This window comes from Rubripirellula obstinata (assembly GCF_001642955.1).
In the GTDB taxonomy this organism is placed as follows: Bacteria; Planctomycetota; Planctomycetia; order Pirellulales; family Pirellulaceae; genus Rubripirellula; species Rubripirellula obstinata.
The window spans coordinates 1-14,138 of sequence record NZ_LWSK01000035.1 but is presented as its reverse complement, the minus strand read 5'-3'; the positions used below and the strand labels follow the sequence as shown (position 1 = coordinate 14,138).

At 55.3% G+C, this 14,138-nt stretch carries 8 protein-coding genes; 5 read left to right on the top strand and 3 right to left on the bottom strand.

Features of this window, described 5'->3' with window-relative positions:
- The first annotated feature begins 160 nt into the window (after positions 1 to 160).
- Positions 161 to 1,168, top strand: a complete 1,008-nt coding sequence (locus RC85_RS10895; RefSeq protein WP_068262364.1) for an ROK family protein — start codon at positions 161 to 163, stop codon at positions 1,166 to 1,168.
- A 662-nt stretch (positions 1,169 to 1,830) separates the two neighbouring features.
- Here the strand turns inward: RC85_RS10895 and RC85_RS10885 are convergent.
- From RC85_RS10885 to RC85_RS10875, 3 genes are read right to left on the bottom strand one after another with little or no spacing between them, the layout of a single operon-like run.
- Positions 1,831 to 2,877 carry a hypothetical protein gene (locus RC85_RS10885; RefSeq protein ID WP_068262361.1) on the bottom strand — a complete coding sequence of 349 codons (1,047 nt, stop codon included), beginning with the start codon at positions 2,875 to 2,877 and terminating at the stop codon, positions 1,831 to 1,833.
- 2 nt (positions 2,878 to 2,879) lie between these two features.
- The gene (locus tag RC85_RS10880) at positions 2,880 to 4,910 is read right to left on the bottom strand and encodes a hypothetical protein (RefSeq protein ID WP_068262359.1); all 2,031 of its coding nucleotides are present in this window, start codon (positions 4,908 to 4,910) and stop codon (positions 2,880 to 2,882) included.
- On the bottom strand, positions 4,907 to 6,310 hold the full coding sequence (locus RC85_RS10875; protein WP_068262357.1) for a MotA/TolQ/ExbB proton channel family protein: 1,404 nt from the start codon (positions 6,308 to 6,310) through the stop codon (positions 4,907 to 4,909). Before RC85_RS10875 ends, RC85_RS10880 begins: the two co-directional genes overlap by 4 nt.
- A gap of 190 nt (positions 6,311 to 6,500) precedes the next feature.
- On the opposite strand from RC85_RS10875, the gene RC85_RS28455 reads away from it, so the two are divergent.
- The 4 genes from RC85_RS28455 to RC85_RS10855 all read left to right on the top strand — a co-directional run bounded on the left by RC85_RS28455 (position 6,501) and on the right by RC85_RS10855 (position 13,914).
- Entirely contained in the window at positions 6,501 to 6,959 is a 459-nt protein-coding gene (locus tag RC85_RS28455) for a hypothetical protein (protein ID WP_068262355.1), read from the top strand.
- Between the two features lie 215 nt (positions 6,960 to 7,174).
- Positions 7,175 to 8,911, top strand: coding sequence for a helix-turn-helix domain-containing protein (locus RC85_RS10865; RefSeq protein WP_068262352.1), 1,737 nt, complete (start codon positions 7,175 to 7,177; stop codon positions 8,909 to 8,911).
- Between the two features lie 67 nt (positions 8,912 to 8,978).
- The gene (locus RC85_RS10860; protein ID WP_068262350.1) at positions 8,979 to 10,193 is read left to right on the top strand and encodes a hypothetical protein; all 1,215 of its coding nucleotides are present in this window, start codon (positions 8,979 to 8,981) and stop codon (positions 10,191 to 10,193) included.
- A gap of 64 nt (positions 10,194 to 10,257) precedes the next feature.
- The gene (locus tag RC85_RS10855; RefSeq protein ID WP_068262347.1) at positions 10,258 to 13,914 is read left to right on the top strand and encodes a cytochrome c biogenesis protein; all 3,657 of its coding nucleotides are present in this window, start codon (positions 10,258 to 10,260) and stop codon (positions 13,912 to 13,914) included.
- Positions 13,915 to 14,138: the final 224 nt, after the last annotated feature.

Genomic DNA, 14,138 nt, shown 5'->3' with positions numbered 1-14,138 from the left:
CGACCTCCGCCCGCTGCGCGGGGGAGGTTAAAATTGCACGACCTCTCGGGGTGGGGGAATGGATTGCACCCGTGCAGGCATGTCGGGTTGAATCCTCCGTTCGCTTTGATTCTGATTTCCCGACTTCTCAATTGCACCTTCTTATCTCTCGAGATTTTTCATGGCCGCCAACGACTCCACTGACGCTGACAAGAAAGTTTGGATTGGTTTTGATCTTGGTGGCACGAAGATGCTGGCGATTGCCTATGACGAGGACTGGAAAGAAGTCGGCCGTCGGCGTCGGAAAACCAAAGGCAGTGAAGGCAGCGAAAGTGGTATCCAGCGGATCGCTTCTACCATCTCTCGCTTGTTGGATGAATCCAAGTTATCGGTGAAGGACATCGCTGGGATCGGAATTGGATGTCCTGGGCCAATCGATTTGGAAAAGGGTGAGGTCTTGATGACTCCCAATTTGGGTTGGGACAACGTCAAAGTCAGCAGCCATCTGAAAAAAGAATTCGATTGCCCGGTGGTCGTGATGAATGATGTCGATGCCGGGGTGTATGGCGAGTACCAATTTGGCGCGGCCAAGAAGGCTCGCTGTGTTGTTGGGATTTTCCCAGGCACTGGCGTTGGCGGTGGATGTGTTTATGAGGGCAAGGTTTTGCAGGGGGCGGGGATTAGCTGCATGGAAATTGGACACACGCGAATTAGCAGCAGCCGAGGCGGTGGTTCGGCTTTCGCAGGGACCGTCGAATCTGATGCCAGTCGTTTGACGATCGCGGCCGAAGCAGCCAAGGCCGCCCAGCGCGGTGAAGCTCCTTACCTGTACGAGAAGACTGGTACCGACATCGCTGAAATTCGCAGCGGAGCACTCGCCGATTCGATCAAGAACGGCGACAAGGTCGTCAAGCGTCTGGTTGAAGAGGCGGCCGAGACCATCGGCATTGCGGTCGCTAACATCGTTCACATTTTGGCACCCGACAAAATTGTTTTGGGCGGCGGAATGGTCGAGGCGATGGAAGACTTGTTCATCGGTACCGTCAAGAAAGTCGCCAAGCAAAACGTGATGAGCGTTTACAAAGATCGCTTCGATGTCGTCGCAGCCAAGTTGGGCGACGACGCCGGAGCAATCGGTGCAGCGGCCTGGGCACGAGATCAGACCGAGAAGACGAGTGACAAGGCATAGGGAGTGGGCTGGACCGCTAAATCTTTGGGATTGCATCAGTTCTCGTTTGCGCAGGTTTCATTCTCACCGCGACGTTGAGTGCTTCCGCCGGGCTTGCCCCGGACGGAGCGGCAACTGGAAGCTACCTAACCGCAGATACTATTCGAAAGGGTACTCTCACGTAGGCCTCCGTTGCGGGCTTGTCCCGGCGGAGCCAACGACTTGGCTACCCCCATCACGATCAAGAGCGCGATCGAGCGAAATTCGTTGATCCCGCCGGGGCAAGCCCGCAGCGGAGATCGTGGCTGAAGAAGATTGGAACTGGCGTTGAAACGGAGCATTGGTAGCCGCCAGTTGTGATTCCGCCGGGACAAGCCCGCAACGGAAATCGATCGAGTTGCCTCCTACGATTCGAATGGCCGCATTGGACTGAAAGCGGAACAAATTCTTAATTGCAAAATACTATGTCAATACCAAAGATTTAGCGGCCCAGGGTGTGGCTGACCGGCCTCGGTGTTGATTGCAAATTGCAAAATGAACACTGAAAAATGTAAATTGACCAGCAAATACCGCTTCCCAAGAATTTTCAATTTGCAATGTTCATTTTGCAATTTGCAACGTTCGACTGGTTCGCGAATAACATCACTCACAGCATTTTCATCAGCCCACCGGTGCACCCCGTCCTACTGCGCATTCGATCGGCTGCCTTGGCTGCTGAGGCCGATCTTTTCGCCTTTGGGCAGCGGTCTTGCGGCGGTGGCGAAGCCTTTGGCGTAGAGGCGTTCTTTGAGGCTTCTAAAAGCTGCGAAGCTATCCGGGTAGACCCAGACTGTGATCGTTGTCGTTGATGGATTGTGACCAGCGAGTTCAACATCCAGCTCGCTGGAACCGGTTAGGGTTCGCGAAAGTGGCTGTCCGTGAGGTTCACTCATCGGTTCCAGCTTCATACCGACGACTTGCACCCGAGTTGCCATTTGTGCCTTGCCGCCGCGTGCAACCACGCCTTGGCTCTTGTCCATCACGTAACGAGCGACGTAGCCGCGGACGGGACCGACCGCGCCATCGGATCGTCCTTGCCGCGAACCAGACAAGGCACGCTGTAGATCGCGTTCCATCTCTTTGACCAGTCCGTCGATTGGAACCACGGATACATGATTGTCTTTCAATCGTAGATGGACTTCTTTTCCAAAGACGGTCTTGGCCATCGGTGTGGGCAGGTGATCCAATGCGACCACGTTTTCGGGCTGGTTGTCGATTTGGTCTCGCGTGCCTTGCAGTTGTTCCAGTTTTTGACGGGCGACATCAAACTCGGTTTGCCGTTTCGCGCGGGCCAACGCTTGTTGATCCATTTTGTCCTGGTTGGCTTGCCAGGCCGCTTGGGCTTCGGTCAGCAAATCCATCAGCATCGCGCGTTGTTTTTCGCGAGCAGCTAGTTCGCGGTCATACTGTTTGACCAAGGCTTCCAGGCGATCCGAATCAGCCCGAGCGGCGGCTGCACGCATCGAACTTCCGGCAAGTTTTTGCAATTGCTCTTCGGTTGCAAAACCACCCTCGGGCGTCGCAATCGCCGCGTCGTCTGGTTCATGGATGGCCCGCTGAATGACTTCGGTCGACTGGGCTCCCAGGACGACGACCAGGATGATCAGGATGCCCACCAAGTTGGCGACGATATCCAGAAAGGCATCGTGACCGAGTTCGATCGTGGAACGTTTTCGTTTTAGATTGGCCATGATTAGTTCTTAGGCAACCTCTTCTTTGGAACCACATTGACGCCGCTGTCTTGCAGAATCATTTGCAGTTGTTGGAAACGAACTTCGCCCCCTGGTTTGACATCGACCTCAAGCACTGGCTGCCATCGTCCGCCCGGCAACGCCGCACCCCAATGATCGACTCGATCACGAATCGCGGTCGCCAGTTCCAAACTTGCTCGTCGTGCGTTGCGGTCAAAGACGCCAAACATTTCCGGTGACGATCTGCGGTCACCCGGCAACAACACAAAACGGTCGCTGCGAGATTCCACTCGGATCGTTCGCAGGATTTCATTGCCGTGCGATCGTGCCACTTCGCGTGGCAGTGCCCATCCGGGGCTGCCCGGTTTGGCAAGATCTTCGGTGGCAGTTTGGCTGTAGGAGTTTTCCGGTGGCGGATCTTGCGCGTCGCTGGCATCGGCTTGTTGGTCTTGCGAGTTTGGTCGCTGGGCCGAATCGCCTTGGCATGATCCGCTTTGCGGTTGGCCCGCGCCCGCGGAGCCACCCGACGCTTCGTACGGATTCTGGTTCGGCTTCTTTCCTTCGTTCATTTCGCCGCCGGCACCGGACAGACCGTTGGGCTGTTCGACTTGATCGGTGTTGCCGTCGGCGCCGGCAAATTCACTGTTGAAATCAGAAGGCTTGCCTTCGGAACCGCTTTGTTGGCCAGCGCCTTGAAGGTAGGAATCCATCAGCGAACGTGGGTTGCCGTTTTCGTCAAACGCGCCGCTTCCATCAAGCGAACGTCCACTCAATTCACCGGCAGCTTGCCGCATATCCTCGGACCACTTTTGATCCATCGCCGGATCGATGCCGCCGGGATTGGTGTTGGCGTTCACCTGCGCCGATTGCTGGCCGTAGTTGTTGGAATTCCCGTAGGTCACGCTGGGTGATTTGCTGCGAGAATCGGCTCGGTCATCTGCATACGAACGAGCGATACTGCGGGCATCGTTGGCTTGTTCGGTGTACAGGTTTTGTTCGTTGCGGCCGAGTGATCGGTAGCCGCTGGATCGGCCTTGGCGATCGAGAGCCGCGGCCGATAAGACCGGCAACCGACGACCCGATGAGATATTGTTTCGCTGGGCGATTAGTTCTAAACGGGTTTGGTTGGCGATCGCTTCAGTGATCGCGCGATCGATCTTTCGCTTTAAGTTGGTGTCGGGTTTTGAGGTCGCCAATTCGATGTCGGTTGGAACCAGTTCGTATCCAAATTGATCGTCGTAATCCTTCATCGCGCCGCGTGCCGATGCGTAGGTCAGAATTCCGTCGGGGCGGACAATCAGCAAAGGGTAGGGCGGTACCGAATCACCGTACTGCGTCATGGCATGGTTTCGGATCACTCGCAGAGCCGATTCGACTGGATTGGCACCGGCGTCGGATTGTTGCAGTTGATCGATTGAGATTCGGACTTCCTCGGGCCAAATCACCAGTGCGTCTTCGGTGCATTCCAGATACACCGGTCGTCGGTCGGTACCGTTGGGGCCTTTGTGGGGCACAATGATGACTCGCGGTTTTCGCGTGCCTGATTCAGCAAGTTTCTCCTCGATTTCGCGTTCTTCGATTTCGATTTCTTGTTTCAAAATCGCCAGTTGCTCGTCGGTGATTTCGCTGTCAGCACTTTGCTGTTGTGTCGCTCGATCAACTTCATCGCTGAGTCGTTTGAGTTCATCCGTCAGCCGACGCGTGTGCTCTTCGACATGAGCCAGTTTGTCGCGGCGCTGTTCGATGTCGTCGGTTTGGGCTTGGCGTACTGAAACCAATTGAGCGACCAGGAATTCTTCCTCTTCGATCATGGACGAAACCGCTGTGGCGGCTAAGCCTGGGCGTGCAGGGCCTAAACTTGCAGCGTCGGCCGTTTCGATTTCAGCTTCCGACGCCGACGCAACCGCCGCGGCATCGGTTGCTTTTTCTGCAACGAGCGCAAGCAGCAAGATCAACGTTCCCAACGTACAAATCAGTACGGCAAGAAACGGGAACAGCGAAGGTGATAGCTTGGATCGGCGACCACCACTCATGCTGCACGTCCTAGTTGACGGTTACCGTGATCAGCATTGTTGTAACCAGTATTGCCAGTCCGTTGGTTTTGGCTCATGTGGGTCGACAAAATATCGACTGCACGAGCAAGCGTACGGACGGCGTCGGCCATCGTTTCGTCGGTCTCTTTCCGTGTCGTTTCTTTACTTTGCAGACCTTGCTGAATCGATTCGCTGGTTTCGCGAAGCGCTTGCAAGTTATCGCTGAGCCGTTCTTCGATGTTACCCATCGACTCGAATCGGTCTTGGGACTTGGTCAACGTTTCGGTGTGTTGAATCAGTGCCGGGACCAAACTTAGTTTGAACGCATCGACCATTTTGTTGTTGTTGTCATCGTGGACCGATTGCCATTGGCCTTGCGCGGTGTCGATGGTGTCTCGCCATAGTTTGGCTTGATTGTTCAGCGATTCCGCGACGGCTGCTTGGACGCCGCGGCACAGGTCCGCGATCAAGACGGTTTGATTGTCCGATGCTTCATCGCTTGGCAGATTCGACGAGACGAGCGAGCCGACGCGTTGGTCGATGTCGGCGAGCAGTCGTTGTTCGCTACGTTCGACTGGGAATTGTAAGAAGATTGCGACAACGGACAGAACCAATCCGACGGCGGTGGTATCGAACGCGACGTACAGACCGCTTTTTAGATTATCCACTGCGGCTGAACCGTTGGTAAAATCGAGTCCGCCCAAGGTTTGCGTGATCCCGATAACGGTTCCCAGGAAACCCAACATCGGAATCGCCCAGACAATGATCCGCACCATGCCAAGCGAATCATGAGCGGCATCGCCATCGCGGGCGGCGACTTCTCGCAAGTCATCGGGCAACTGTTTCGATGATCCTCGCCGTGATTGCCGCATCAGAATTTCTTCCAAGCGGCGAACCAGGACGCTGTCGCGGGTTGATTGCTGCAGCGATGCAAGACTGCGCAGCCAGCCCTTGGCAACATGACCGGCATCGTTGCTGGCCAGCCATTGGTCGGCTGGGCCGGACGACGAATCGCTGCCGCTGCCGCCGGGCGAAAGATGCTGGTCGAAAATTCGAGCAAGCAGATTGTTTTGGGCTGATACTGCGAACTGTTTTGCGGCCAGCGAACCAATTGCAAACCAGAACAGAATGGTTGCGGCGATCGCGATCGGGTGGCCCAGGAAGTATCGCCGAAGTGGATCGCCCACGAACGAGGTCATTTCGGACGCCGTCAGAATCATCACCAGGCCGTAGAATACGACTGCGGATGCGACGCTGATGGAAACCGCGGTCAGCGGACTGCCCATTTGATAGTGGGCGATGCTGGCGGTCTCGGGAGAATTCGCCGACGACTGAGTCTTTGACGACTGGGTCTTTGACGACTGAGTTTTAAATGACTGAGTTTTAGATGGTTGGGCCATCGAAACACGCTTTGCTGGAGAGGGCTTTGGGAGGTCGTTTGCTCAAAAGAGCGGAGGCATACCTTCATCGTTTCGACCGTTTCGACCGCTCGTCTTTACCTAATCCGCAAGGTTCGCCTTGTTGCGTGGGTCAGCCAGGGTTTAGATTGCGATTCGCCCCTGGAAGTTGCCCCGATCAAGGAAGTTCGCCATGAAGCGTTTTCAGACATCACCGCTCGTTTTGCTTGGGATTCTGGGGATTGCCAGCATTCAGGTGGTCGGCGTTGGACAAAACCCTGATTATCAAAATCCTGCGCAGAACCAAGGTTTTGAGCCCTCGAGCGACCCAAATCTTGCCGGGTTGCCCGCCTGGGCCGGACAAGTCGATCAAACGGCGCAAGCTGCAAATCTGAATCCACCCGCGAGCGGGGTTTCAGCTCCGAATGTGGGCGCTGCGGGCGACATCATCGGATTTTCCCATTCTGACGGTGCGGGAAGTCAGAGAATAACGCTCGTAAACACCAGCAAATCGTGGATGGCCGTGTATCATATCGATAGATCGGGAAAAATCCGTCTGGCCAGCAGCCGACCGATTGATGCCGATTTCACGCTGCAACTTAACGCCACCGCTCCGCTGCCCGACGAAATTCGTCGTATGGATCGTCGATAATCGAATCGTCGGTAGCTGAGTCGTCGACAAATTGATGGTCGATAATTGGCACCGACACCGCCGGTGATCAATGGGTGACGTAGGCTTGCACGGAAGCTAAAAACGGAAGCTAAAAAAAGAGCGCCAAAAATAGGGCGTTACAAGAACGACGCTGCAAGAATTACAACTAGAACTACACCCACACTCATCTGACCATCTGCGGAGCCGTAAGACGCATGGCTGAATATCTGTCACTCGAAGACGCTGCCAAACAACTTGGAATCCCGACTGAAAAGTTGGTGGAACTGCGCAGCCAGGGGCAAGTCCGTGGTTTCCGCGACGGCGCGAGCTGGAAGTTCCCTGAAAACGAAATCGAACGTTTGCAGGACGACCTTGCCGACCTGGTCGGCGGCGGTAGCGGGTTCTTGGTCAGCGATGATTCCGAACTGTCGCTCGGCAGCAGCATTATCGGTGGCGATGAAGGTTCGGATGTAGGCGACGGCAGCGGCAGCGGCAATGACAGTGATCTGGGCATTGGCATTGGCAGCGAAAAACTTTCGACCGGTTCGGGCGGCAGCGATGTCAACCTGGTCACCGCTGACGGCGAAGGCAGCGACGTTGCGATCGTTGCCAGCGACATGGATTTGTTGGCCGACAGCGCAAGCGACCTGATCGAGAATCACGAATTGGTCGAACTCGATTCGGCTGAATTGAATTTGAAAGATCCCGCGATCACGCATGATTCGGCGCAGATTGATCTGGCGATTGAACCCAACGCGGGCAGCACTGGTCCAGTGACGGATGCAGAATTGAAAGAGATCGCCGAATCGCATCCTGACGTTTTGGCTGGCGAGGACGAAGCCGCCGAAGACGATAGCATCGACAACTCGCTCGATTTCGGACCCGATAGCGAAGCAGACGTTTTGGGTGGCGGAGTTAGCGAAGAACCTGCCGCCGGTGCGAGCAGTCTGGAACTGATGAAGGAACTTGACGACGAACCAGCAGGAACCGACTCATTGCTTGGCGGCGATTCACGCGGTGCGGACGTGCTGAGTGAACTTGACTTGCTGAGCGCCGAACAAGGTGGCAGCGGTTTGATTTCGGGCGATAGCGAAGACCTGCTAGTGTCCTCGGGCATCGCCAGTGGATCGGGTCTGGGCAGCAGCATGGGAGCCGACCTGATTGGTGGTTCGGATCTTTCCGGCATTGATGACGCACTTGCCGACGATGATGACTTGGTGATCGCCGATGACGACGACGACTTGGTGATCAGCAGCGCGGGCAGCGACATTTCGGTTGCTGGCGACAGTGGCATTAATTTGATGAGTCCGTCGGACAGCGGTTTGTCGCTGGAAAGCGAACCCCTGGATCTTGCGGGCAGCAGTATTTCCGCACTGGACCTCGGAGCCGAACTTGCCGACGGCAGTGGAATCGGAAGTGGCAGTGGCAGCGGCAGCGGAAGTGGAATCAGCGGAGAGTCGTTGGCGGATTTTGAAGCGGACGAAGAGTTTCAGCTTTCACCCTCGGGTGTCGGGTTGGATGCCGACATCGATAGCGGTTCGCAAGTCATCGAGATTGAAGATTCAGGCGAAGCAATCGGCGAAGCGGTCGTCTTTGATGACGCTGCGGTTGCCGAAGCCGATCCGATGGGCGGAGACGTTTTCGGCGACTCGGCCGGGTTTGCTGACGGTGGTTTTGACGATGCACCCGCCGGCGATGATGGGTTTGGTGACGACGACGGCGAAGCGATCGCTCTGGACGATTCCGAAGTCCAACCGATGGGTGCCAGCGCGACGGCGGCCTACGAGGTTCCTTTCAGCATGCTTCAATGTGTCGCACTGATGTCCATTCTGTTGATGATGGGACTGTGCGGAATGCTGATGACCGATTTGGTTCGCAATATGTGGACTTACAACGAAGTTTCAGCACCCGTTAGTACGTTGACCGATACCCTGATCGGCCTAATCGAGTAATCGATTTAGCCCTCGGCACTTGAGATACTGGGTACGAGAGGTTGCGTCATGGCGTTAGACTAACGGCATGGCGAAAACTATCTCACGACTAAATTCCACCTCTTTCTATGCCTGTGCCGTTTGGTTTGCAGGTTGTACCTTCGTTTTGCTGACAACGGGCTGCGAGGAAACTCGCCCGGTCGTGACTTACACGATTCCGTTGGAAGAACCGGACGAATTTAAGTCCGAGAAATCTCGGATGCTGGCGGCAATGGTTCCGCTGACGGATCAGGTTTGGTTCTTCAAGGTGACCGGTCCCGAATCCGCGGTCGAATTGGTACGTGACGACCTGCGACAATTTGTTGAACAGGTTTCTTTTGAGGGTGATGAACCCAAGCTAGACGAATTGCCCGAGGGTTGGCGCAAGGGTGGCAAACAGACGCAGTTCCGTTTTGCGTCGATCAATGTCGATACGCCTGAAAAGCAGCTCGACATCAGCGTATCCAAACTTGGTCGCCAACCTGATTGGGATTCCATGGTGGCGATGAATGTCAATCGTTGGCGCGGTCAACTTGGGCTGGATAACAGCGATGATAAATGGGCCGATGGCGAACCGATCGACGTTGCCGCCGTGGATGACAAAGCAGTCTGGGTGGACATCGTGGGCGACGGTTCGCCCGCCGGCGGATCGATGATGGGCGGATCAATGTCAGGCTTCCCGTCACCTCCGAATCGAACCACGCCAAATCGAACCACACCAAATCAAACCACACCGGCTCCCTCCGCTCCTGCTTCTCCATCGGCGTTGCCGCCTATGCCACCGCCGATTGGTTCGGTCGCCGCTGGCGATGCCGATGACATTCCACCGATGGAGCCAGACCCACGTTTGAAATTTGATCGCCCCGAAGGTTGGCGAGATGGTCGGATGAACAGCATGCGTATGGCGGCGTTCAACGTTGGCCCCGATGACCGCTTGGCCGAGATCACCGTGATCCCGGCCGGTGGCGACTTGCGCGGCAACGTCGCACGATGGTTGGGCCAGGCACTCGGCAGTGTCGCACCCGAGGAAGTCGTCGATGCTGCGATGGAAGCGGCATTGGACGTCAATGTTGATGGACGTGACGGAAAACGGTTCATTCTAAGTGGCAACGGCGAAGACGACGGGACCGCCATCGACGCCACCATCGTGCCGATGGACGGCGGCATGAGTCTGTTCATCAAGATGACAGGTCCGAAAGAAACTTTGAATGAACAGACCCAAAAGATTGATGAGTTTTTGAAGTCAATCAAGCTTAAAATGTAGGCCGTAGTTCGCTCCATTCCATACGGCCTACCACAACACCACTCCCACCTAAACGATTTCTAAGATGGCAACTGCTGCTTCCGAATTCGAAACAACTCGAGTCGCCAATCGATCCAACATCGATAAATCCAACATCGATGCGTGGACGGTCCTGCAAGTGCTCGGATCACTCAAGGCGACCGTTGTTCTGTTTGCTCTGTCGCTTGTCATTGTGCTGGTGGGCACGCTGGCGCAAGACGAGATGAACATGCTGGATGTCAAAGAGCGGTACTTCCTTTCGTGGATTGCACCGTTGCACATCGACGACTTTTTTCCGCAGTCGTTCTTCCCGCACAGCAAACCCATCGGCCTGGTGCTTCCGTTCCCAGGTGGCGCGCTGATCGGCATGTTGCTGATGATCAACCTAATCGCTGCCAAGACAACGCGGTTTAAAATTCATTCCTCCGGTGCAAAGCTGATCACTGGGTTGGCGTTCATCGCGTTCGGAATGTTAACCGCGGGCGTAATCGTTTCGTGGGGCAACAGCACCGACGGATTGCAAGGAGAACCCGGCATCGGATACTCGGCGCTTTGGGGACTGACTTTGGCTGGCGTCGCGGTGATGGGAGCGGGCGTGGCCTACGCGGGAACGCGAATCAGTCAGCCTACACTTCGCCGCACCGCGTTTATCGCAGCAATTGGTCTGGTCGCGTTTGTCGTGTACGCCATGTTGAGCGGTTTTCGGATCGGTGATCCCGGTTTGCGGATTGTGTGGCAACTGGCAAAGGGACTCGGCGCGGGCGTGGTGCTGATGGTCGGTTGCATGCTGGTGTTTGATAAGCAAGGCGGCAATGTGTTGCTGCACATTGGTGTCGGATTGCTGATGTTCGGGCAATTCTTTTTTGGCGACCGACAAACCGAACAACGTCTATCCCTGATCGAAGGTCAATCCACCAACCAACTGATCAACACTTCCGAAACTGAATTGGCATTCAGTCAAATTGAAAACAACGAGCGGAAAGTGATTGCATTGCCGGCAAGTCGAATGGCTGCCGCCAACCAAGACGTCAGCAACGAGTATCCCAATCGATCCAAGCCGTCCGACAATGTCATCACCGATCCATCATTGCCGGTGGATGTTCGCGTGTTGGATTACTTTCCCAACAGTGCCTTGGTTGACGTGACGTCCAAAAACATCGCCGACACCGGCGTTGGGCTTCAAGTGATGGCGATTCCAAAGCCAAAGTCGGGTGGTGCCGACATGGGGACCGATGTGGCGTCGGCCTATGTTGAAATTTTGGACAAGGAAACTGGTGATTCACTGGGCAAGCACTTGGTCAGTCATTGGATTTCCGAACGCGAAGTCCTGGCACCCGATGGGAAAAGCAAGGATGTGTTGGACGATGTCGTCGTCGGTGACCAAACCTACGAAATGGGCCTGAGATTTCATCGCCAGGTCAAACCGTATTGGGTTCAGCTCCAAGATGTCGAACGGGTCAATTACAGCGGCACCGAAACGCCACGCGATTACCACTCGGTCATTCGCATTGTTCACAAGGAAGATGGCGACGATTTCAAGGAACGTGTTTGGATGAACAATCCGCTGCGTTACCGTGGTGAAACGTTTTATCAATCCAATTACACGCAGTTGCCGACCGGCCAGGAATTGACCGGCATTCAGGTCGTGCAAAACTCGGGCTGGTTGATTCCCTACGTTGCCTGCAGCATCACCGGGTTAGGCATGCTGGTCCACTTCTTGGGGACGCTAACCCGTTTCGTTCGCCGCCGCGAACGGGAAACTCGCAAACAACGATCCGACCTCGCCGAATTTGGTATCACTCCGCCACGAAAATGGCCGGTGGTTGCATCGGTGTCGGCGTTCGCCGTGCTGGCATCGATCATGCTGGTGCCATGGTCCGCGGTGCAAAATTCAATGCAGCCCGATCAACGCGCATCCAAGTTCGATTTCTATACCGCCGGTAAAATTCCGACCCAGTATGGTGGACGCGTGATGCCGCTGGATGCTTACGCACGGGCGACTGTCAAAGCCATGAGCAACAAGGAATCGATTCCGCTTGCCGAAGCGCCGCTAGGCATCAAGTCGCGTTCGACTTCCGAGCGAAAACTGTCAGCGATGCAATGGTTGATGGAAGTCGCAACCGATCAACCCGAATTGCGTTCGCTGCCGATGTTCCGCATCGATGCCGAAGAGGTTCGTAGTGAATTGAACCTGGATCGACGCGAGAGCAAGCTGTACACGCTGACGGAAATTTTTGACAACATCTCGCGTTTGCAGGTGATCCTAAAACGTGCTCGAGAAAAAGACGCGGCTGATTTATCGTTCAAGGAAAAGAAGGTGGTCGAACTCAATCAGCGGGTTCAGCAATTCTTGATGGCCTCGGATGCGTTCCAACTGCCTGTGCCTTCTGAAATCACGATGGAGGAATTGCAGAAGTTTCGTCCAGAGGCGACCGAGCGTGATCGCCAAACGATCATGATTCGCGAACTCCAGCGACGAATGGAATCGGTCAGCAGTCGGGATTCACCCTCGATTGTCGCGCCGACGGAAAAACAAGCCGAAGTGTCGGTTGGCGATCCGAAATGGGCTGCATTTGCACCGGCGTTCTTTAACTTCTACAGCGAACTTGTGTCTTCGCCTGAAACCGCTGCCGCCGCAAAGAGTCCCACGGGCGTGCAGTCATTCAGCAATATGATCAAGGCGTACGGTGACGACGAACCAGCGGAGTTTAACAAAGCCGTCGATGAACACTTGGCCGATTTGGCCAGTCGCACAATCGCGGGTTACGAACCGTCGATTGTCTCGCTGGAACGTTGGATGCAATCGAATTGGCCGACGGGCGTTTCGATGTTCCTGTACTTGGCCGCATTGGTGCTGGGACTGGTTTACTTCTTCTTTGAATTACCGCGACTGCGTCAAGTCGTTTGGGGAACGCTGGCACTGGCGATCGTCATTCACACCATCGCGATCATCTGTCGGATCACCATCACCGGTCGCGCGCCGGTCATTAACCTTTACTCGTCCGCCGTGTTTATCGGTTGGGCGATGGTGCTTGGTGGATTGGTGGTCGAGCGGATCTTTAAATACGGCGTCGGTAATGTCTTGTCGGCTGCGACGGGCGTGATGTCATTGTTGGTTGCTTACGGCTTGAACAAGGGCGATACGATGCCCGTGTTGCAAGCGGTCTTGGACACCCAGTTTTGGTTGGCAACGCACGTGATCACCGTCACGCTCGGATACGTGGCAACCTTGGTGGCAGGTTCCTTCGGCGTCGGTTATCTGTTGGCGTCGTGGATTGGCAAGGACGACAAGTTCTTGCGAGACATTTACCGTTGTTGCTACGGCGCAGCTTGTTTCGGGATCCTATTCAGTTTCATCGGAACCGTTTTGGGCGGTTTGTGGGCTGACGACAGTTGGGGCCGTTTTTGGGGCTGGGATCCGAAGGAAAACGGAGCACTGCTGATTGTGATTTGGAACGCACTGATGTTGCATGCACGTTGGGATGGCATGATCAAAGGCCGCGGCTTCGCAATGCTTGCGATTGGTGGCAATATCGTCACGGCATGGAGCTGGTTTGGCACCAACGCGCTTGGCATCGGTCTGCATAGCTACGGATTCACCTCCGGCGTCATGTGGTGGTTTGCGTTCTTCGTGCTAACGCAGTTAGCGGTCGTCCTCATCGACGCGGTCATAGGATTCGTCCGCCCAACGCCACAGGTTTAGACTGGGCTGATGAAAATTTGTCGTTGTCAACTTGTAGCAACCCTTGAAAGTAGAAAGTAGGCCGTAGCGAGCCATAGCGAGTTACGGCGGTGGGCAAATTGCCGTAACTCGCTATGGCTCGCTACGGCCTACATACTGGCGATCAGGCAATTGTCCCGTTGCCTCAATGTTTCCCAGCGTTCCAGTTTGTGTTGCCTGCCATGGTGCAGCTTGCCCAATTTGCT